The organism is Sphingomonas sp. HT-1 (assembly GCF_048568905.1).
In the GTDB taxonomy this organism is placed as follows: Bacteria; Pseudomonadota; Alphaproteobacteria; order Sphingomonadales; family Sphingomonadaceae; genus Sphingomonas.
Window position 1 is genome coordinate 2,902,514 of sequence record NZ_CP183770.1, and the last position, 20,348, is coordinate 2,922,861.

Sequence of the window (20,348 nt, forward strand, 5' to 3'; positions counted from 1 at the left end):
CGGGGGAGGGCATGGTCCGGCGCATGTGCGCCTGTATGATGTCCTCCCGATCTCGTTGCCCGCGTGATCCGGGGAGCATGCGGCGCTGAACCGCGTTGCACGTTGCATGACCCCGCTTTCTCCCTCGTCCGCCGACAGCGTTCCTCCCGGCCTTCGCCGGATGCGTCGCGTCGCCACCGGACTGCTGTTGCTGATGGCGGCACTGTTCCTGCTGGCGCGTCAGTATGCGGACCTGCATCCCGTCATGCCCTTTCTGCGCGCCTTCGCCGAAGCAGCGATGGTGGGCGGTCTGGCGGACTGGTTCGCGGTGACGGCATTGTTCCGGCATCCGCTGCACCTGCCGATCCCGCACACCGCCATCATCCCGCGCAACAAGGATCGCATTGCCGAGACGCTCGGCCAGTTCCTGCGCGACAACTTCCTCATTCCCAGGGTCGTCGCCCGGCGCATGCAGCGGCTGGACGTGGCGGGCGCTGCCGGGCGCTGGCTGGCGGCGCCGTCGCACGGCACAGGCCGCATCGGCGCGGGGGCATCTCGGCTGGCGGCCAGCGTGCTCGAATCGCTCGATCAGGAACGGCTGGGCGGCATGGCGAAGGGTGCGATCGCCTCCCGCCTCCGGGCGATCGATGTCGCGCCGCTGTTCGGCCAGGCGCTGGCAGCCGCGATCGCCAATGGTCGCCACTTGCCGCTGCTCGACTCAATGGTTCGTGGTGGCGCCCGCATCCTCGATGCCAACGAACATCTGATCCGCGACATGGTGCACGCCCGCGCCGGAACGGTGATGCGCTGGACCGGGCTCGACGAGACGCTCGCCACAAAGATCATCGAGGGGCTGAAGAAGCTGATCGACGAGATGGCCGAGGACCCCGAGCACCCCGTGCGCGCCAAGGTGGAGGAAGGGCTGGAAAGCCTGGCCGAACGGCTTCAGCACGATCCGGCGCTGCAGGCGCGGGTAGAGGCGTTCAAGCTCGAGATGCTGGAGAACCAGGGCTTCCAGCGCTGGATAGACGGACTGTGGGAACAGAGCCGCGCGGCGATGCTGCGGCTGGCCCGCGATCCCGAACGCGCGCTCGGCGGCCGCATGGGCGAGGCGCTGCGGCAGTTCGGCGGCACGCTGCAGACCGACGCGCGGCTGGCCCGCACGATCAATCGCTTCGTCCGCCGCACCGCCGTCGGCGCGGCATCCGATTATGGCGACGGGATCGTCCGGCTGGTGTCCGACACGATCCGCGGCTGGGATGCGCGCACGGTGACGTCGCGCCTCGAAAACGCCGTCGGCCGCGACCTGCAATATATCCGCGTCAACGGCACGCTGGTGGGCGGCATGGTGGGCGTTGCCATCCATGCAGTGGACGTGCTGCTGTAACGCAGCACGCCGTTACGTCAGTTCTTCAGGCGATATCCAGTGCGGAAGATCCAAACGATCAAGGCGAGGCACAGCAGCAGGAAGCCGCCGGTAAAGCCAAGGCTCCAGCCGATCGCCACATCGCCCTTGCCGAAAAAGCTCCAGCGGAAACCGCTGATCAGATACACCACCGGGTTGAACAGGCTGATCGCGTGCCAGGGCTGGGGTAGCATGTCGATCGAGTAGAAGGCGCCCCCCAGGAAGGTGAGCGGCGTCACCAGCAGCGACGGCACGATGTTCAGCTGTTCAAAGCTGCGCGCCCAGATGCCGATGATGAAGCCGAACATGCTGAACGTGATCGACGTCAGCACCAGAAAGGCAAACATCGCCGCCGGATGGTCGATCCGCAGCGGCACGAACAGCGCCGAGGTGGCGAGGATAATCAGCCCGATGACCACCGACTTGGTGGCAGCGGCGCCAACAAAGCCGACCACCATCTCGACCGCCGAGATCGGTGCGGAGAGCAGTTCGAACACCGTGCCGGTGAATTTGGGGAAATAGATGCCGATCGAGGCATTGGCGATGCTTTGAGTGAGCAGCGACAGCATGATAAGCCCGGGCACCAGGAAGCTGCCGTAATTCACCCCGCCGATCGAATCGATCCGACTGCCGATCGCGCCGCCGAACACGATGAAATAGAGCGACGTGGTGATCACCGGCGTCGCGATCGACTGCCACAGGGTGCGCAGCGTGCGGGCCATTTCGAACTTGTAGATGGCCCAGATGCCATGGACGTTGATGCCGCTCATCCGCGTGCCCCCACCAGATCGACGAAGATATCTTCCAGGCTCGACTTGGACGTATCGAGATCCTTAAAGGCGATGCCCAGTTCGTGCAGCGTACGCAGCAGCGAGGGGATGCCGGTGCGCTCCGCCTGGGCATCGAAGGTGTAGCGCAGGCGCCGGCCCTCGTCCTCCAGGCTCAGCTGCCAGTCGGCCAGCGCTGGCGGCAGGGCATGGAGCGGCTCGACCAGGCTAAGATCCAGTTCGCGCTTGCCGAGCTTACGCATCAGCGTGGCCTTTTCCTCGACCAGCAACAGCTTGCCCTTGTTGATCACGCCCACCCGATCGGCCATTTCCTCGGCCTCTTCGATATAGTGGGTGGTCAGGATGATGGTGGTGCCGCGATCGCGCAGCCGCCCGATCAGCTTCCACATGTCCCGCCGCAGCTCGACGTCAACGCCGGCGGTCGGCTCGTCCAGGAACAGGATCTCGGGCTCGTGCGCAAGCGCCTTGGCGATCATCACGCGCCGCTTCATGCCGCCGGAAAGCTCCATCACCTTGGCGTCGCGCTTGTCCCACAGCGACAGGTCTTTCAGCAGCTGGTCGCAATAGGCGGAATCCGGCGCCTTGCCAAACAGGCCGCGCGAAAAGCGGGCGGCCGATCCGACGCGCGAGAACATGTCCACCGCCACTTCCTGGGGCACCAGCCCGATCTTCGCGCGCGCAGTACGGGGATGGCGGATCGCATCGTCGCCATCGACCAGGATCGTGCCGGTGCTGGGAGTAACGATGCCGCAGATGATCGAGATCAGCGTCGTCTTGCCGGCGCCATTGGGGCCGAGCAGGGCGAAGATTTCGCCGCGCCGGATGTCGAGATCAACGTGATCAAGCGCGGTATGGCCCGACGCGTAGGTCTTGCTGACCTGGCGTAGCGACAGGATGGGTTGCATGGAAGAAAGCCCCGGCCGGAAGGAAGCCGTTAGGTAGGGGGCAGCCGCCGGAGCGGCAAGGGCATATGGCTCTACTTGGCCTTGCGTGCCGCTGCCACCGCCTCCGCCAGCGCGGCATAATCGCGCGCGCCGTACAGGATCTTGCCGCCCACGACCCAGGAAGGCGTGCCATTCATCGCCAGCTGGGCACCCAGCTTGTGATTGCTTTCGATCTCGCGCGTCACGCTTTCCGATGCGGCTGCCTTTTCCGCGACCGCCCGGTCGAGCCCGGCCTTGGTGAGCGCGTCGGCGATCGCTGCGTCGCTGGGCCCGTCGGCAGCGAACAAGGCATCGTGGAAGGCGCGGAACTTCCCTTGCTGGGCAGCGGCAAGCGCGAAGCGCGCGGCGGTGACGCTGGCATTCCCCAGCACCGGGAATTCCCGATAAACGATGCGGACATTGGGGTCCTTGGCGACGAGTTCCGCCACTGCCGGCAGGCTCGCCCGGCAATAGCCGCAGGCATAGTCCATAAACACGGCGACGGTCACATCGCCCTTGGGGTTGCCCGCCCAGGCGCTGCCGAAGGCGGTGGTGAGCGCGGGCATCTGGGCGGCGATCGCGCCCTGCGCCGCTTCCTGCGCCTGCTGCTGCTGGGCAGTTTCCTGCTGCTGCAGCCGTTCCATCATCTCGCGCAGGATTTCGGGCCGGTCGAGCAGATAAGCCCGAACGATGCGCTCCACCTGCGCCTTGTTACCCCCCAGGCCGGGCAGCGCCGCCTGCAGGCCCAGCGCGACCGCCCCGCCCAGGATCGCGGCCACCAGAAACCCGGCGATCAGCGCCAGCGGATGGCGGAACCAGCGTGCCATCAGCGTCCGCCCCGATAGCGCTTGTCGTCCTTCATCGCCTGTTCGGAGACCATCGCGATGTCCTGCGCGCGGACCCAGTCGGGCGAACCCTGCGCCAGCCCGCCCATGGCACGCCGCGCGCTGATCAGCGCGGTGCGCGGATCGCCAATAAGATTGGCGCGCTCGGCGGTAGCGAGCGCGGTGCGTGGCTCGTCGCCCAGCCGATCATAGACGGTGCCCAGATTGATCCAGGCGAAGGGATTGTTGCGATCGCGGGTGAGCGAATCGCGCAACACGCGCTCGGCTTCCTTCAGATTGGCCTTGTCTTCGGTCGCGACCAGCGCGTGGCCGAAAGTGCTGGCAATCAGCGGGGCATTGTTCGACAGCTGCGTGGCCTTGCGCAGCGGTTCGAGCGCGCTGCGCGGCTGGCCGGACTCCAGTAGGATCTGGCCCTCCAGCTCGAGGAAATAGGGATCGGTGGGCGCTAGCTTCACCAGCGCCTGCGTTTCGGCCGCGGCCTGCTCCGGATATCCCGATTTGTGATAGGCATAGGCGCGGGCATAGTGCGCCGGCACCGACGTATCGGTTTTCGGATAGATCCGCAGCGTGGCCTTGGGATCGTTGGCATAGCCGCGCAGCTTGGCCTGAACGCGCTTGAAGCGTCGTTCCAGATCGGGGTCGAGCGGCTTGCTCCAGCTCGGCGCATTCTGCAGGTCCGCCGTCAGCGTCTGCACGCGATCCTGCGACAGCGGGTGGGTCTGCGCGAACGGATCCACTTCCGGGCCGGTGGTGTAATAGCCATATTGGTGCATCTGCTGCGTCAGCTTCTCGAAGAAGCCGATCATGCCCTTGCCGGTTACGCCGGCGCCGTTGAGGATGCGCGCGCCGGCGGCATCGGCCGAAGATTCCTGGACGCGGCTATAGGCGAGATACTTGCCGATCGCGGCGCGCTGGCCTGCCATCAGGATACCGGTACCCGCCTCCGCCGAGCCGGCCGCCATCGCCGCGGCGCCCAGCAGCAGGCTGAGGATCGAGATGTTTCCATAGCCGCCGTCGCGCTGGAACACGGCATGGCCGCCGATAATGTGGCCTATTTCGTGGGCGATCACGCCCTGGACCTGGTTTGCGCTATCGGCGGCGTCGATCAGGCCGGCATTGATATAGACGATCTGGCCGCCGGCGACGAAGGCGTTGATCGACGGATCGCCGATGAGCACGACCTGCCCGCTGGCCGGCGAGAGGCCTGCGGCCTTGAACAGCGGATTCGCCATGTCCGCCAGCAGCGCTTCGGTTTCGGCGTCGCGGAGAACGGATTGCGCGAGCGCCGGCCGTGCGGCGAAGAGCGCGAGGCAAAGCATCGCGAGCAGCGTGGCCAGACGATGGATACGCGCCATATCGAACTCCTGCACTCCTACGCCGGGCGCCCTGGCGCGGCCGCCCTTAATGGTGGGTGGCGCCCCGGCCCGGCGCAAGGCGTCCCGGCCGGGGCGATCCCATCAAGCGCCGAAGGTCCGCTGCCACCAGCCGCGACGCGGCTGGCCATCCTCTGCAGGGGCTTGCGACGTTGTTTCAGCCGGCGCGGACTCGGCTGCCGCAGCGTCCTCGACCGGCGCTACGTCCTGCGCCACGGGCGCTTCGACGGCCGGTGCTTCGGGCGCCGCTTCGGCCGCGACGTCGGCCTTCTTGCGGCGAGTACGCTTGGGCTTGGCCGGCGCTTCCTCGACAGCGGCAGGGGCTTCGACCGCGGGGGCGGCTTCGGCTTCGGCATCCGCTTTCTTGCGGCGGGTGCGCTTGGGCTTGGCGGGCGCCTCCTCGGCCGGAGCCTCGACGGCGGCCGGCGCTTCGGCGGCTGGTGCGGCCTCGGCATCTGCCTTCTTGCGGCGGGTGCGCTTCTTCGGTGCCGGGGCGGGTTCGGCCTCGGCTTCCGCTTCGGCTTCTACCGCGGCGGGAGCAGGTGCCGCTTCGGCGACCGGCTCGGCCGGTGCTTCGGCGTCGGTTGCCTCGCTGCCGTCCTCTGCCAACTGCTCGCTGCCCTCGTCGCCGCCACCGCGACGGCCACCGCGACGTCCGCGACGGCGGCGCTTGCGGTTCCGCTCGCCTTCCTCGCGCTGGGCGACGGTCTCTTCGCCTTCCGCAACCATGTCGGCCTCGGCCGGCGCTTCGTCGGCATCGCCTTCGGGTGCTTCGGCGTCGGCCTGCTCATCCTGGCCGGCATCGCTGCCGCCTTCCTCGCGACCGCGACGACCGCGGCCCCGGCGGCGGCGACGGCGCTTGGCGCGACCTTCGTTGTCGTTCCGCTCGCTCCGCTCACCACGGTCGCGCGGCTCGGCGGCTTCGGCGTCTGCCTCGGCTTCGAGTTCCTCTTCCTCGTCCTCGATCTCCTCGACGAACTCCTCTTCGGGCTCCTCGAGCAGCGGCTCGATCTTCGGCGCATAGGCCGGCGGCGGGCCCGAGGCCTCCACCGTCATGCGCGCGCCTTCGAGCTCGCCATCGGCGGCGACTTCGATCATCACGCCGTAGCGATCCTCGATCTCCGCCAGCTCGCCGCGCTTCTTGTTGAGCACGTAGAACGCCGCTTCCTGGCTGGCGCGCAGCAGAATTTCCGAGCCGCGGCCGCGGGCGGCCTCGTCTTCGATCATGCGCAGCGCCGACAGGCCCGCCGACGAGGCGGTACGGACCAGGCCAGTGCCCTCGCAATGCGGGCAGGTGCGGGTGGAGGCCTCCAGCACGCCGGTGCGCAGGCGCTGGCGGCTCATTTCCATCAGGCCGAAGGGCGAGATGCGGCCGACCTGGATGCGGGCGCGATCGTTCTTCAGCGCCTCCTTCATCGCCTTCTCGACCTTCCGGACGTTGGACGAATGATCCATGTCGATGAAGTCGATGACGACCAGGCCCGCCATGTCGCGCAGGCGGAGCTGGCGGGCGATTTCCTGGGCGGCTTCGAGATTGGTTGCGGTCGCGGTCTGCTCGATATTGTGCTCGCGCGTCGAACGGCCGGAGTTGATGTCGATTGAGACGAGCGCCTCGGTCGGGTTGATCACCAGATAGCCGCCGGACTTCAGCTGCACCACCGGATGGTACATCGCCGACAGCTGCTCCTCGACGCCGGCGCGCTGAAACAGCGGCACCGCATCGGCATATTGCTTCACCTTGCGGGCATGGCTCGGCATCAGGAGCTTCATGAAGTCCTTCGCCTGGCGATAGCCTTCCTCGCCCTCGACGATCACTTCATCGATGTCGCGATTGTAGATGTCGCGGATTGCGCGCTTCATCAGGTCGCTGTCGCCATAGACGAGTGCGGGCGCGGAGGAAGACAGCGTCTTCTCGCGAATCTCGTCCCACAGCCTGGCGAGATAATCGAAATCGCGCTTGATCTCGGTCTTGGTGCGCTGAAGGCCGGCGGTGCGGACGATACAGCCCATCGACGGCGGCAGCTTGAGGTCCGCCATGATGCCCTTGAGGCGCTTGCGATCGGCGGCCGAGTTGATCTTGCGCGAAATGCCGCCGCCATGCGCGGTGTTCGGCATCAGCACGCAGTAGCGGCCGGCGAGGCTGAGATAGGTGGTCAGCGCCGCACCCTTGTTGCCGCGCTCTTCCTTGACGACCTGGACCAGCAGCACCTGACGCCTACGGATCACGTCCTGGATCTTGTAGCGGCGGCGCAGATTCATGCGGCGCTGGCGCAGCGCCTCCGCCTCGTCGCCATTGCCGCCACGACCGCGACGGCGGCGGCCGCCCTGCGGCGCGTCTTCGCCTTCCGAGGCTTCCTCGTCGTCATGAGCACGCTCGACCATCTCGACGCCGTCTTCGTGGTCGTCGTGGTCATGATCGTGGTCGTGGTGATCGTCGTCATCGTCCCCATCGGCCTCGCGCAGCGCGGCTTCCTGCGCGGCATGCTCGGCCTCTTCGCGCAGCAGGGCTTCGCGGTCTTCCTTGGGGATCTGGTAATAGTCGGGATGGATTTCCGAAAAGGCGAGAAAGCCATGGCGGTTGCCGCCGTAATCGACGAACGCCGCCTGCAGCGACGGCTCGACCCGGGTCACCTTGGCGAGATAGATATTCCCCTTGAGCTGCTTGCGCTCGGCGGACTCGAAGTCAAATTCCTCGATTCGATTCCCTTTGACGACGGCCACGCGGGTTTCTTCCCGGTGGCGTGCGTCGATCAGCATACGCATGGTCATTTATGATTCTCCGGGCGCGCCGGCACAGTTCCTCGAAGGAATGGGGCGCGAGCGCGCGATACAAGAAGCGCACCGGACGACCGACAAGGCCGATCCGGGTGGCGCGGGTTTCAAAAACTGCTGTTGCTGCACAGGCACGCCCGGACCGGCGGTCCACTGGCTCCACCATCGCCGCGATGCCGGCCGAAACGGCCTGGCGATGCGGACGGTGGGGAAATTGCCTCATGCGAGCGTCAACCTGAACTGTCGCGACATTTAGGGTCGCGGCCTGATCCGGCGCAATGCCGGAAGCGTTACTTGCCTAGCACCGCTCTGTCGCTGCGGCAACTGGCGGCGCAAGAAGGCGACTTGATCTTTCCATTGGGATGGAACTGCGCCTCGGGCGCCAGCGGGGCATGCCATCGATGGGTGGGGATATGGTTAATGCCGGCTCGAGAAATCGGCTGGACCGGCAGGCCGCCGCCGCGGCATAGCGATCGGGTGCTGCTTGCAATGGCCCTGATCGCCGGCTTGGCGATGGCTGCGCCCGAGACCGGCAGTGGCCGGAGCGATACGCCGCGCCCGGCGCCCTCCGCCCAGCGCCGCGATCTGCCCCTGGTCGTGCTCGATCCCGGCCATGGCGGCCGCGATCCCGGGGCGATCGGCGCGGACGGGGTGCCGGAAAAGGCGCTGACGCTGGCCGCTGCGCAAGCGATCCGCGACGCGCTGCGCGCTTCCGGCCGGATGCGGGTGGCGCTGACGCGCGACGACGATCGCTTCATATCGCTCCAGCAGCGCGTAGATCGGGCTCGTGCGATGGGCGCCGCGCTGTTCCTGTCACTCCATTGCGACGATGCGGGGGATGCGAAGGCGGCGGGCGGAACGATCTACACCCTGTCGGAAGTCGCGTCGGACAAGGAAGCTGCGCGGCTGGCGGCCCGGGAGAATCGTGCCGACCTGCTGTCCGGCGTAGATCTCGGCGCGGCGGGTGCCGACGTCGCATCGCTGCTGATCGACCTGGCGCAGCGCCGGACGATGGAGGTTTCCGCCCGCTATGCCGATCTGCTGGCCCGCGAGGTGAAGGGGGTGATGCGGCTGCACCCCAGGCCGCGGCGGATGGCGGCATTGATGGTGCTGAAGGCGCCGGACATGCCGTCGGTGCTGTTCGAGCTGGGCTATGTCTCGAATCCGGAGGATCTTCGCTTTCTCCGGTCGGAGGCGGGGCGAGCGCAACTCGCCGCGCGTGTGCGCCGCGCCACCGAAATCTTTCTCGCCACACGCGGCCCGCAACGCTGAAGCTGCGGCAAGCCGCCGGCACCGCTCCCTTTTCTCGCGCGCAAAAGGTGCTACACCCCGCGCCGCATGGCCGACGGCGACACTTCCACCACCCATTTGCGCATCGAGCGGGAGCCCGGCCGGTGGCGTGGACGCTGGCAGCGGCTGCGGCGCCGCTGGTGGTTCCGCATTCTAGCGACGCTGGCGCTGCTCGCCGGGCTTGGCGTTTTCCTGCTGTGGCTGCTGGTCGCGCGGCACCTGCCCTCGGTGGAGACGCTGCGCCGTTACGAGCCGGAACTGCCAAGCTATGTCCGCTCGGCCGATGGTACGCCAATCCACGCCTATGCCCAGATGCGGCGCGTGCAGCTGAGCTATAACGAGTTCCCGCCGCTGCTCGTCCGCGCCTTCATGGCTGCGGAGGACCGCACCTTCTTCTCGCACCATGGCCTCGACTTCCCCGGGCTGGTGCGCGCGGCCGGCGAAGGCGTGCTCCGCGGGCAGACGCCGCGCGGCACATCCACCATCACGCAACAGGTGGCCAAGAACCTCGCCGTCGGAAGCGAGGCGAGCTACATGCGCAAGCTGAAGGAAGCGATCCTTGCCTGGCGGATCGAGGATACGCTGAGCAAGCAGCAGATCATGGAATTGTACCTCAATTCCATCGAGCTTGGCCGCAATGCCGGCGGCGTGGCAGCGGCGAGCGAGGCCTATTTCGGCAAGCCGCTCGACAGGCTGACGCTGCCGCAGATGGCCTATCTGGCAATTCTGCCCAAAGGGCCGGCCAATTACGATCCCGATCGCAATACCGCCCGTGCGCTCGCTCGCCGGAACTGGGTACTCGGCGAGATGCTGCGCAACGGATTTATCGATCAGCCGCAGCACGACGCGGCGGTGGCGGCGCCGCTCGGCACCGTGCCGCGCCAGACCCCGCGCTTCGAGCGGGTAGGCGGCTATTTCGTCGAGGAAGTCCGACGCCAGCTCGCCCGCACCTTCGGCGAGAAGCGCGAGGATGGGCCGTACAGCGTTTATGACGGCGGACTGTGGGTGCGCACCTCGCTCGATCCGCAGCTGCAGGCCTATGCCCAGCGGGCGCTGCGCGACGGCCTGCTCCGCTATGATCGCGGGCGCGGCTGGTCCGGCCCGATCGGCAAGGTGCAGTTCGAAGGCGATGGCTGGTATTCGGCCTTTGCCTCGAAGAACGTCGGCGTCGATTACGACAACTGGCGCGCGGCGGTGGTTATTGCCCGCGATGCCCGCGCGGCCCAGCTCGGCTTCGACGATGGCGAAACCGGCACGCTTCCGGCCGGCGCCGCCGCCATGCCGGTGCGGGGCAAGGGCGGGCGTGCGTTCGACGCGATCAAGGTCGGCGACATTCTGGCGGTGGCCCCCGAAGGCGGCGCGTGGAGCCTGCGCAGTGTGCCCAAGATCTCCGGTGGCATGGTCGTCGAGGACCCGTCCACCGGCCGCATCCTGGCGATGCAGGGCGGCTTCGATGCCCGGCTACAGGCGTTCAACCGCGCCACCCAGGCGACCCGCCAGCCGGGCTCGACGATCAAGCCGATCGTCTATGCCGCCGCGCTCGAGAATGGGATGACCCCCGCTTCGATCGTTGTCGATGGACCGTTCTGTGTGTGGCAGGGCGCAGGGCTGGGGCAGAAATGCTTCCGCAACTTCGGCAATGCCCGCGGTGCCGGCCCGCGCACGCTGCGCTGGGGCATCGAACAGTCGCGCAACCTGATGACGGTGCAGATCGCCAACACCACCGGCATGGACAAGGTGGTCGACATGATCCAGCGCATCGGCATCTCGAAGACGCGGTTCAACCCCTATCTCTCCTATGCGCTGGGCGCCGGCGAGACGACCGTGCTGCGGATGGTGAACGCCTATTCGATCCTGGTGAACCATGGTCGCGCGCTGAATCCCACGCTGATCGATTTCGTGCAGGATCGCCGGGGCAGAGTGATTTTCCCGGCGAATTGGCGTCCGTGCCAGGGGTGCAATGCCAGCGATTGGAACGGCAAGCCGATGCCGCGGCCGGTGGCGCGCGGCCGCCAGGTGCTGGATCCGATGGTCGCCTATCAGATGGTGCATATCACCGAAGGCGTGATCCAGCGCGGTACCGCCACCGTGCTTCGCGATCTCGGCAGGCCGATGATGGGCAAGACGGGTACCACCAACGGCCCGACCGACGTGTGGTTCGTCGGCGGCACGCCGCAGATGATCGGCGGCCTGTATCTGGGCTATGACAGTCCGTCGAACCTGGGCGGCTATGCCCAGGGTGGATCGATCGCTGCGCCGATCTTCAAGCAGTTCGCGGTGCCGGCGTTCAAGGATATGGACGTGCTGCCCTTTACTGCGCCGCCGGGCGTTCGCATGGTGCGGATCGATCGGCGCAGCGGCCGTCCGGTACAGGGCGGCTGGCCGAGCGACGATCCGCTGTCGCCGGTGATTTGGGAAGCGTTCCGACCGGAAAGCGATCCGCGCCGCACCCGCCGCACCGCCAATGAAGGCGCGGCACCCGTCGCGGCGCCGACCACGCAGCGCAAGGCCGATCGCCAGGGCGACAGCGATTTCTTGCAACGGCAGGGCGGAATCTACTAGCGGGGCGCCCACACCCTATATTGGCTTGGATCGCCGCATCGTCCGTGGTGCGGCCAGCGGTTACTTCGGAAGGTTTGGAACATGCGCGCTGAAGCGCAGGCATATGTCGACAAGATCAACAGCGCGCTGGCGCTGCTGCGCCGCTCGCTCGACTGGGACCGCGCGCTGCGCCGCCTCGACGAGCTGAACGCGCGCGTTGAGGATCCGACGCTGTGGAACGACGCCAAGAAGGCGCAGGACGTGATGCGTGAGCGTCGCCGCCTCGACGAATCGATCACCGCGACGCGGGCGATCGAGAGCGAGCTCAACGACACCGTCGAGCTGATCGAGATGGCTGAGGCCGAGGGCGACGAGGAAATGGCGAGCGAGGGCACCGCCAGCCTGGGCCAGCTCGCCGATCGCGCGGAGCAGGACAAGGTGAAGGCGCTGCTCTCCGGCGAGGCCGATCCGAACGACACCTATATCGAGATCAACGCCGGCGCCGGCGGCACCGAATCGAACGATTGGGCTGAAATGCTCCAGCGCATGTACACGCGCTGGGCGGAACGCCACGGCTACAAGGTCGAGCTGGTCGACTATCATGCCGGCGAACAGGCGGGCATCAAGTCGGCGACGCTGCTGTTCAAGGGCGAAAACGCCTACGGCTATGCCAAGACCGAGAGCGGCGTGCACCGGCTGGTGCGCATCAGCCCGTTCGATTCGAACGCGCGCCGCCAGACCAGCTTCGCCTCCGTCTGGGTCTATCCGGTGATCGACGACAATATCGACATCGAGATCAACGAGAGCGAGCTGCGCATCGACACCTATCGCGCCTCGGGTGCGGGCGGGCAGCACATCAACACCACCGATTCGGCGGTGCGCATCACCCACTTGCCCACCGGCATCGTCGTGCAGTGCCAGAACCAGCGTTCGCAGCACAAGAACCGCGCCGAGGCCTATAACCAGCTCCGCGCCCGCCTCTACGAGCGCGAACTGGCCGAGCGGGAAGCGGCGGCCAACGCGGTGAATGCCACCAAGACCGATATCGGCTGGGGGCACCAGATCCGCTCCTACGTGCTCCAGCCGTACCAGCTGGTGAAGGATCTGCGCACCGGTGTGGCTTCCACCGCGCCGAGCGACGTGCTCGACGGTGATCTCGACAGCTTCATGGCTGCCGCGCTAGCACAGCGCGTGACGGGCGAAGCCGTCGTGGTGGAGGATGTCGATTGAGCTTGCCCGCGCGGCCCCTGCTGCTCGGCGTAGCGCTGCTGCTGGCGGCGTGCGACGGCAGTCCGCGGGCTGTGCGCCAAGAGCGCCCCGATCCGGCGAACTCGGGCTTTCCGGCTGCAGACCGGCCGGTGGCGACGATCGTGTCCTCCCGCTGGTCGAACGAGGAAGCACGCGATCGGCTCAACGAAGCCGGCAAGGTGATGGACCTGGCGGGCATCCGGCCCGGCATGACGGTGGCCGATATTGGCGCCGGCGAAGGCTATTACACCATCCGCCTGGGCCAGCGTGTCGGCGCCAAGGGTCGGGTGGTCGCCGAGGACATCGTCCCCGACTACATCAGCGCGCTTGCAACGCGCGTGGTGCGCGAGAAGCTCGACAATGTCAGCGTGCGGCTGGGCCTGCCCGCCGATCCGCGGCTGCCCGAAAACAGCTTCGATCGCGTGCTGATGGTGCACATGTATCACGAGATCGAATCGCCCTATGAGTTCCTGTGGCGGCTGCGCCCCTCGCTCGCGCCGGGCGGGCAGGTGATCGTGGTCGACGCCGATCGCGCGACCGAAAATCACGGAACTCCGCCGGCGCTGCTCAAATGCGAGTTCGCGGCGGTGGGCTATGCCCAGGTCTCGATGCTGCCGATGGCATCGGCGGGCGGCTATATGGCGGTGTTCGAGGCGCGTGGGGAGCGGCCTGAGCCGGAATCGATCCGGGCCTGCAAGTCCGGCGCCCGCGCCAAGGCCGTCACGCCCCAGCCGAACGGCGCGCACGAGTAATCCCTTCTTCTAAGCCCCAGCCCTCCACTGAAGGGGGGGCTAGGAAGAAGAACGAAGGGATGACTTCCCCCGCCACACCCGCTAATCCCGCGCGACCCATGACTGACGCAACCGATCCCACGCGCGACTGGCGCGACACCGTCTTCCTGCCGAAGACCGATTTCCCGATGAAGGCCGGCCTTGCTGCCAAGGAACCCGCCATCCTCGAGCGCTGGGCGCGAATTAATCTCTACCAGAAGCTGCGCAAGGCCCGCGCCGGCCGCGAGCGCTTCCTGCTGCACGATGGCCCGCCCTATGCGAATGGCGACATTCACATGGGCCATGCGCTCAACAAGATCCTCAAGGACATCGTCGTCCGCAGCCAGAGCCTGATGGGCAAGGACGCGCCCTACGTCCCCGGCTGGGACTGCCACGGCCTGCCGATCGAGTGGAAGGTCGAGGAAGCGTACCGCGCCAAGAAGCTCAACAAGGACGAAGTCGATCCCGTCGCCTTCCGCGCCGAATGCCGCGCCTATGCCGAGAAGTGGGTGACGGTGCAGCGCGGCCAGTTCGAGCGGCTCGGCATCCTGGGCGACTGGGACGATCCCTATCTCACCATGAAGTTCGACGCCGAGGCGCGGATCGCCGGCGAACTGCTCAAGTTTGCCGAGAGCGGCCAGCTCTATCGCGGCGCCAAGCCGGTGATGTGGTCCCCGGTCGAAAAGACCGCGCTGGCCGAGGCCGAGGTCGAGTATGAGGACATCACGTCCACGCAGATCGACGTGGCGTTCGAGATCACCGAGGCACCGAACGCGCCCGAGCTGGTCGGCGCGCATGCGGTGATCTGGACGACCACGCCGTGGACGATCCCGGTGAACCAGGCGTTGGCATACGGCGAGGGGATCGCTTACTCTCGCGTACCTGCGAGCGATGGACGCACCTACCTCGTTGCTTTTGATCTCGTTGATGCATTCCTCAAGCGGACCGGTTTGAGTCTCCGTGACGAGGCTTCGCTGCCCGCCGATGATGCGGGCTTGATGTTCGCTAACGTGCTGAAGGGCTCCCAGCTCGCCGGCGCCGTCGCCCGCCATCCGATGCACCGTCTCGGCGGGTTCTTCGCCAAGCCGCGGCCGTTCCTGCCCGGCGACTTCGTCACCACCGATGCGGGTACCGGCCTCGTCCATATGGCGCCGGATCACGGCGAGGACGATTTCCTGCTGTGCAAGGCGCACGGCATCGATCCGGTGTTCGCGGTCGACGGCGCGGGCATGTACCGCGCCGACTGGCTCTGGCTCGGCGGCCAGGGATCGGTGATCAACAAGAAGTTCGTCAGCGCCGAAGGCCCGATCTGTTCGGACCTGCGCGCCGCCGGCGCGCTGCTCGCCGCCTCGGACGACTTCCAGCACAGCTATCCGCACAGCTGGCGGAGCAAGGCGAAGATCATCTTCCGCGCCACGCCGCAATGGTTCATCCCGATGGACCGTCCCTCTCCCCTCCCGCTTGCGGGAGGGGCCGGGGGTGGGCCCTCGCTCTCCACCAGCGATGCACTCGCGGAGGCCGGGGGCCCACCCCCCAGCCCCCTCCCGCAGGCGGGAGGGGGAGCGCAAGGCAACGCCCCCACGCTCCGTGAAATCGCGCTCGATTCGATCGAGCGCACCCGCTGGGTGCCCGAGCGCTCGATCAACCGCATCCGTGCGATGGTCGAGGGACGCCCGGACTGGGTGATCAGCCGCCAGCGCGCCTGGGGCGTGCCGATCGCGCTCTACGTCAACCGCGCCACCGGCGACTATCTCCGCGACCCCGCGGTCAACGCCCGCATCCTCAACGCCTTCCGCGCCGGCGGGGCCGATGCCTGGTTCCAGGCCGACCACCAGGCGCTGCTCGGCCCCGACTACCGGGCCGAGGATTATGAGGTCGTCACCGACATTCTCGACGTGTGGTTCGACAGCGGCTCGACCCACAGCTTCGTGATCGAGGCGCGCTATGGCGAGGGCGTGCGCGCCAACCTCTATCTCGAAGGCTCGGACCAGCATCGCGGCTGGTTCCAGTCGTCGCTGCTGGAGTCGTCGGGCACGCGCGGCCGGGCGCCCTATGACGCGGTGCTCACCCATGGCTTCGCGCTCGACGGCCAGGGCAAGAAAATGTCCAAGTCGCTCGGCAACGTCGTTGATCCCTTGAAGATCATCGGCGAGAGCGGCGCGGACATCCTGCGCCTCTGGGTCGCGCAGACCGACTATTTCGACGACGTCCGCATCGGCAAGGAAGTGCTGGCCGGCACCGGCGACGCCTATCGCAAGATCCGCAACACCTTCCGCTATCTGCTGGGTGCGCTCGACGGGTTCGGCGAGGCCGAGAAGGTTGCGGTTGCCGACATGCCCGAGCTGGAGCGCTATGTGCTCCACAAGCTGGCGGCGCTCGATGCGGAGCTGCGTTCGGCCGCGGAGGCGTTCGAATTCAACCGCTATGCGCGCGCGCTCGGCGACTTCATGAACGAGGACCTCTCGGCCTTCTTCTTCGATATCCGCAAGGACTGCCTCTATTGCGATGCGGAGAGCGATCCCAAGCGCCGCGCCTATCGCACCGTGCTGGACGTGCTGTTCCACGCGCTGGTCCGCTATGCCGCGCCGATCCTCGCCTTCACCGCCGAGGAAGTGTGGCAGAGCCGCTTCCCGAGCGAGGACGGGTCGGTCCACGAGCTGGAATGGCCGGTGCTGCCGGAAGGCGCGTCGGTCGAGCATGACTGGACCGCGATCCGCGCGCTGCGCCAGACCGTCACCGAGGCGATCGAGCCCTATCGCCGCGAGAAGAAGGTCCGCTCCAGTCTGGAGGCCGAAGTGACGGTGCCGACTCTGCCGATGCCGGCGGAGGAGCTCACCGAGCTGTTCATCGTCGCGAAGGTCGATTCCGCCGCCGATGTCACGGTGAGGCCCACCGATCGCCACAAATGCGGCCGGTGTTGGCGGCATCTTCCCGAAGTGATGCTGGACGGTGCCCTGTGTGACCGTTGCGCAGAGGTGGTGTCGTGACGAAATCGGTGCGGATATTGGGCTTTGGTGCCGCGCTGATCGTGTTCCTGCTCGATCAGCTTACCAAATATATCGTCACCGGTCCGCTGGGGCTGGTGGTGCAGAATGATTCGCTGACGATCCTGCCGATCTTCGACCTGCGCTTCGTCAAGAATGTCGGTGTATCGCTGGGCCTGCTCTCGGCAAACAGCCCGGCGTCACGCTGGCTGCTGGTGCTGATGACCGCGGCCATTGCGGTGGGCGTGCTGGTGTGGATGCTGCGCGAGCGGAAGAAGGGCGATGTGCTTGCGCTCGGCTTGGTGTTGGGCGGCGCTTGCGGCAACATCCTTGATCGTGCCCGGCTCGGCTATGTCGTCGATTTTGCCGATCTGCATTTCGGCGAGTGGCGCCCCTTTTTGGTCTTCAACGTCGCCGATGCGGCGATTACCATCGGCGTGGTGATCCTGCTGATCCGCGCCCTGCTCGTTCGCGACAAGACACCCAAGTCGCCTGCCCCTGTGGAGAAGAAATTCAATGCGTAAGTTGATCCTCGTCGCGACCGGCGTCGCCCTGGTGGCCTCGCTGTCGGCGTGCGGCAAAAAGGGGTATGATCGGGCGCGTCCGGACGAGTTCGCCGTCGCCCGTCAGGCACCGCTGGTGATCCCGCCTGACTTCTCGTTGCGTCCGCCGCAGCCGGGTGCGGCGCGCCCGCAGGATACCAACCCGTCCGATCAGGCGCTGGAAGCGCTGTTCGGCGGTTCGGCCGCACGCAGCCCTTCGGAGAACGCCACGCTGGACGCGGCCGGTGCGGCAAGCGCCGATGCCGGTGTCCGCAGCAGCGCCGGCAGTCCGGCGACCAACGTGGTCGACAAGGGCACAACGACCCGCGACATCCTTTCGGCCCCGCAGGGTGATGGACGCGACGCGAGCGTGAAAACGCCCCAGTAAAGCGCAGATCGGATGCAGTTCGGTGGGCCGCCGGTCCGCTTTGCGGGCCGGCGGCTTCTGCGTCGATGGCAGGGCGCTGGCGCAGCGCCCCACGTCTCACCCCTTCATCGCCTCGATCAGTTTTTTGACTTCCTGGCTGCGGCCGCGAGGCAGCACGAGCACATCGGCGCCCGAGGCGACGACAATCAGATCCTTCACACCCACCAGCGCGACGCGCTTGCCGGGCTCGCTCTGCACCAGGCAATTTTCTGCTTCGATCGCGACCACGTCGCCCCGGACGACATTGCCACCGGCATCCGGATTGCTGATCGCGTGCAGCGCATCCCAGCTGCCGACATCGCTCCAGCCCATCGAAACCGGCACAACGGCAACGCGCGGTGCCTTTTCCATTACCGCATAGTCGATCGAATCGGCAGGGCAGGCGGCAAAGCTTTCAGCATCAGGGAAGATGCGCGTGCCCTCACGCCGGGCCCGGTCCATCGATTGCTGTGCGGCGACGAGCATTTCCGGCGCGTACACGCTGAGTGCGCCCAGATACATGTCGGCACGGAACAGGAAGATGCCACCGTTCCAGGCATGGTCGCCCGATGCGAGCATCGCTTCTGCGCGATCGCGCGGCGGCTTTTCGACGAACCGGTCGACGCGGTGGACACCGGGTGCGAGCTGTTCTTCGCCGATCTTGATCCAGCCATAGCCAGTTTCCGGCGAGTCGGGCGCGATGCCGAAAGTAACCAGCCAGCCATCGTTGACCAGCGGCAAGGCAATTTCGATCGCGGCGTGAAAGGCTGCGACATCGCCGATCACATGGTCCGAGGGCATCACCAGGATCGGCTCGCTGCCGCCGCCCGCCGCCATTGCCGCCAGCGCAATCGCAGGCGCCGTGTTGCGGCCGATGGGCTCAAGGATCAGCGCTTTGATCGCGAGATCCATATGTGCGATCTGCTCTTCGACCAGATCGGTGTGAAAGGCGTTCGCCACGATGATCGGCGCGGTGAAGCGCTCGCCCGAAGTGCGGCGGACGGTGAGCTGCAGCATCGTCTCTTCGGCCGTGAGCGAGAGAAGCTGCTTGGGGCGTTCGGGCCGCGACATCGGCCACAGGCGTGTTCCCGAACCGCCCGAAAGGATTACGGGCGTGATCGGTTTTTGTGCCAGCATGCAGGGAAGCTCCTTCATCAACTCGAGAATAGGCATAGGTCTGCAATCGCTAGGCGACGAATTGGTTACAGCAACGGCCAAATTTCTTTGTCGAAACGATCTGAACGACGAAGCACTGGATCCGTTTACCCTTCCCTGCAGCAATCGCAAGGTGATGATGCTTGGCAAGGTCGGTACTTTCCACGGCGCTGGCCAGGTCTGGCCATGTTCATCCGCCGATCGGAGCCATGATCTGCTTGTTGCTCACGTCTGCGCTACGCCGAAGTTTAGGAAGTTTAGGCTCTTCGCGGATTTGCGCACGAGGGCGACATGCTGACGGATCGTTCAAAGAGCGGCCGCTAACGGCATGAGAACATATAGGGAATATAACGGCAAAGTACAAGGGTGTGCGCTCGCTCCCGACCCGAAACCGGCTATAGGAGCAATATGACCGATCCGCTGATCCGCATCGCCGAGGCGCTGGAGCGCCTGGCGCCGCCGCCCGCGCCGCCCGCCGACCTGCAGGCACACCCCGCTTATGTGTGGCGGGGCCGGGCGCTGGCGCCGGCGCGGGCGTTTGCGCCGATGCCGCTGGTCTTCCTGCAAGGTGTGGAGAAGCAGCGGGCCGCGCTCCTCGCCAATCTGGAGCGGCTGTCGGCCGGCGCGTCGGCGCAGGACGTGCTGCTGTGGGGGGCGCGCGGCACCGGCAAATCGGCGCTGGTGAAAGGCGCGGTGGGCGAGGTGCAGGCGCAGGGCGGGCGGCTGGCGCTGGTCGAAGCGGCGACGACGCATCTGGAGACGCTGCCCGATCTGTTCGCGCTGCTGGCCGGCACCGATCGGCCGTTCGCGATCTTCATCGACGATCTCGGCTTCGACGCCGCCGCCGATGCCCGCGCGCTGCGATCGATGCTGGAAGGCGGGGCCGAGGCACGGCCGGCCAATTGCCGGCTGCTGGTCACCTCCAACCGCCGCCATCTGCTGCCGCGCGACATCGAAGCGCAATCGAGCGCGATCAACCCGCGCGATTCGATCGACGACGATCTGGCGCTGGCCGATCGCTTCGGCCTGTCGCTGGGGTTCCATGTGGTCGATCAGGACACCTATGTCGCGATCGTGCGCGGCTATGCCGAGGCGCATGGGCTGGTGTTCGAGCCGGCGGATGCGATCCAATGGGCGACGCGGCGGGGAAGCCGGTCTGGGCGTGTGGCGTGGCAATATGTGGTGGAATTGGCGGGGCGGCAGGGGAAGCGGGTTTAGGGCTTGTCGCGCGTTTAGAAGGGGCGTCGCGACAGTGTGCGTTGCCGAGTTTTAGTCAGCCGTGAATGGCGTAAATTGGTGGTTAGCCGCCGTTCCGTTGTTGGGTTAT

Annotated in this window: 15 protein-coding genes; 9 read left to right on the forward strand and 6 right to left on the reverse strand. The window is 66.7% G+C overall.

Annotation, left to right across the window (positions count from 1 at the left end; genetic code table 11):
* Positions 1 to 160 precede the first annotated feature (160 nt).
* On the forward strand, positions 161 to 1,366 hold the full coding sequence (locus ACNFJ7_RS13530) for a DUF445 domain-containing protein (protein WP_019369344.1): 1,206 nt from the start codon (positions 161 to 163) through the stop codon (positions 1,364 to 1,366).
* Positions 1,367 to 1,383: 17 nt separating this feature from the next.
* On the opposite strand, the gene ACNFJ7_RS13535 is transcribed toward ACNFJ7_RS13530, so the two are convergent.
* The 5 genes from ACNFJ7_RS13535 to ACNFJ7_RS13555 form a co-directional block, all read right to left on the reverse strand.
* Positions 1,384 to 2,154 (reverse strand): ABC transporter permease, encoded by a 771-nt coding sequence (locus ACNFJ7_RS13535; protein WP_019369343.1) that lies wholly within the window; start codon positions 2,152 to 2,154, stop codon positions 1,384 to 1,386.
* Positions 2,151 to 3,077, reverse strand: a complete 927-nt coding sequence (locus ACNFJ7_RS13540) for an ABC transporter ATP-binding protein (RefSeq protein WP_019369342.1) — start codon at positions 3,075 to 3,077, stop codon at positions 2,151 to 2,153. The genes ACNFJ7_RS13535 and ACNFJ7_RS13540 overlap by 4 nt, the downstream gene beginning before the upstream one ends.
* Positions 3,078 to 3,148: 71 nt before the next feature.
* Positions 3,149 to 3,922 carry a DsbA family protein gene (locus ACNFJ7_RS13545; protein ID WP_019369341.1) on the reverse strand — a complete coding sequence of 258 codons (774 nt, stop codon included), beginning with the start codon at positions 3,920 to 3,922 and terminating at the stop codon, positions 3,149 to 3,151.
* The gene (locus ACNFJ7_RS13550; RefSeq protein ID WP_026009111.1) at positions 3,922 to 5,295 is read right to left on the reverse strand and encodes a M48 family metalloprotease; all 1,374 of its coding nucleotides are present in this window, start codon (positions 5,293 to 5,295) and stop codon (positions 3,922 to 3,924) included. The genes ACNFJ7_RS13545 and ACNFJ7_RS13550 overlap by 1 nt, the downstream gene beginning before the upstream one ends.
* Positions 5,296 to 5,397: 102 nt before the next feature.
* Positions 5,398 to 8,082: an Rne/Rng family ribonuclease gene (locus ACNFJ7_RS13555; protein ID WP_173644886.1), complete on the reverse strand. Its 2,685-nt coding sequence runs from the start codon at positions 8,080 to 8,082 to the stop codon at positions 5,398 to 5,400.
* 423 nt (positions 8,083 to 8,505) lie between these two features.
* Between ACNFJ7_RS13555 and ACNFJ7_RS13560 the strand changes: the two genes are divergently transcribed.
* From ACNFJ7_RS13560 to ACNFJ7_RS13590, 7 genes are all read left to right on the forward strand, one after another.
* Positions 8,506 to 9,357, forward strand: coding sequence for an N-acetylmuramoyl-L-alanine amidase family protein (locus tag ACNFJ7_RS13560; protein ID WP_019369337.1), 852 nt, complete (start codon positions 8,506 to 8,508; stop codon positions 9,355 to 9,357).
* A gap of 66 nt (positions 9,358 to 9,423) precedes the next feature.
* The gene (locus ACNFJ7_RS13565; RefSeq protein WP_019369336.1) at positions 9,424 to 11,937 is read left to right on the forward strand and encodes a penicillin-binding protein 1A; all 2,514 of its coding nucleotides are present in this window, start codon (positions 9,424 to 9,426) and stop codon (positions 11,935 to 11,937) included.
* An 81-nt stretch (positions 11,938 to 12,018) separates the two neighbouring features.
* The gene (gene prfB / locus ACNFJ7_RS13570) at positions 12,019 to 13,146 is read left to right on the forward strand and encodes a peptide chain release factor 2 (RefSeq protein ID WP_019369335.1); all 1,128 of its coding nucleotides are present in this window, start codon (positions 12,019 to 12,021) and stop codon (positions 13,144 to 13,146) included.
* Positions 13,147 to 13,148: 2 nt separating this feature from the next.
* Complete coding sequence (locus ACNFJ7_RS13575) at positions 13,149 to 13,916, forward strand: methyltransferase domain-containing protein (protein WP_019369334.1); 768 nt, start codon at positions 13,149 to 13,151, stop codon at positions 13,914 to 13,916.
* A 98-nt stretch (positions 13,917 to 14,014) separates the two neighbouring features.
* A complete protein-coding gene (gene ileS, locus ACNFJ7_RS13580; RefSeq protein WP_019369333.1) occupies positions 14,015 to 16,921 on the forward strand; it encodes an isoleucine--tRNA ligase in 2,907 nt (968 codons plus the stop codon).
* On the forward strand, positions 16,918 to 17,442 hold the full coding sequence (gene lspA, locus ACNFJ7_RS13585) for a signal peptidase II (RefSeq protein WP_019369332.1): 525 nt from the start codon (positions 16,918 to 16,920) through the stop codon (positions 17,440 to 17,442). Before ileS ends, lspA begins: the two co-directional genes overlap by 4 nt.
* Positions 17,435 to 17,848 (forward strand): DUF3035 domain-containing protein, encoded by a 414-nt coding sequence (locus ACNFJ7_RS13590; protein WP_019369331.1) that lies wholly within the window; start codon positions 17,435 to 17,437, stop codon positions 17,846 to 17,848. The genes lspA and ACNFJ7_RS13590 overlap by 8 nt, the downstream gene beginning before the upstream one ends.
* Before the next feature lie 96 nt (positions 17,849 to 17,944).
* On the opposite strand, the gene ACNFJ7_RS13595 is transcribed toward ACNFJ7_RS13590, so the two are convergent.
* Positions 17,945 to 18,937, reverse strand: a complete 993-nt coding sequence (locus tag ACNFJ7_RS13595) for a mannose-1-phosphate guanylyltransferase (RefSeq protein ID WP_026009109.1) — start codon at positions 18,935 to 18,937, stop codon at positions 17,945 to 17,947.
* Between the two features lie 492 nt (positions 18,938 to 19,429).
* On the opposite strand from ACNFJ7_RS13595, the gene ACNFJ7_RS13600 reads away from it, so the two are divergent.
* Positions 19,430 to 20,239: an ATP-binding protein gene (locus tag ACNFJ7_RS13600; protein WP_019369329.1), complete on the forward strand. Its 810-nt coding sequence runs from the start codon at positions 19,430 to 19,432 to the stop codon at positions 20,237 to 20,239.
* Positions 20,240 to 20,348 lie beyond the last annotated feature (109 nt).

What these genes read in the sequence shown, in the direction of transcription:
- ACNFJ7_RS13530 (WP_019369344.1), top strand. Translation starts at nt 161, where the DNA reads ATGCGTCGCGTCGCCACCGGACTGCTGTTGCTGATGGCGGCACTGTTC.
- ACNFJ7_RS13535 (WP_019369343.1), bottom strand. Translation starts at nt 2,154, where the DNA reads ATGAGCGGCATCAACGTCCATGGCATCTGGGCCATCTACAAGTTCGAA.
- ACNFJ7_RS13540 (WP_019369342.1), bottom strand. Translation starts at nt 3,077, where the DNA reads ATGCAACCCATCCTGTCGCTACGCCAGGTCAGCAAGACCTACGCGTCG.
- ACNFJ7_RS13545 (WP_019369341.1), bottom strand. Translation starts at nt 3,922, where the DNA reads ATGGCACGCTGGTTCCGCCATCCGCTGGCGCTGATCGCCGGGTTTCTG.
- ACNFJ7_RS13550 (WP_026009111.1), bottom strand. Translation starts at nt 5,295, where the DNA reads ATGGCGCGTATCCATCGTCTGGCCACGCTGCTCGCGATGCTTTGCCTC.
- ACNFJ7_RS13555 (WP_173644886.1), bottom strand. Translation starts at nt 8,082, where the DNA reads ATGACCATGCGTATGCTGATCGACGCACGCCACCGGGAAGAAACCCGC.
- ACNFJ7_RS13560 (WP_019369337.1), top strand. Translation starts at nt 8,506, where the DNA reads ATGCCGGCTCGAGAAATCGGCTGGACCGGCAGGCCGCCGCCGCGGCAT.
- ACNFJ7_RS13565 (WP_019369336.1), top strand. Translation starts at nt 9,424, where the DNA reads ATGGCCGACGGCGACACTTCCACCACCCATTTGCGCATCGAGCGGGAG.
- prfB (WP_019369335.1), top strand. Translation starts at nt 12,019, where the DNA reads ATGCGCGCTGAAGCGCAGGCATATGTCGACAAGATCAACAGCGCGCTG.
- ileS (WP_019369333.1), top strand. Translation starts at nt 14,015, where the DNA reads ATGACTGACGCAACCGATCCCACGCGCGACTGGCGCGACACCGTCTTC.
- ACNFJ7_RS13590 (WP_019369331.1), top strand. Translation starts at nt 17,435, where the DNA reads ATGCGTAAGTTGATCCTCGTCGCGACCGGCGTCGCCCTGGTGGCCTCG.
- ACNFJ7_RS13595 (WP_026009109.1), bottom strand. Translation starts at nt 18,937, where the DNA reads ATGTCGCGGCCCGAACGCCCCAAGCAGCTTCTCTCGCTCACGGCCGAA.
- ACNFJ7_RS13600 (WP_019369329.1), top strand. Translation starts at nt 19,430, where the DNA reads ATGACCGATCCGCTGATCCGCATCGCCGAGGCGCTGGAGCGCCTGGCG.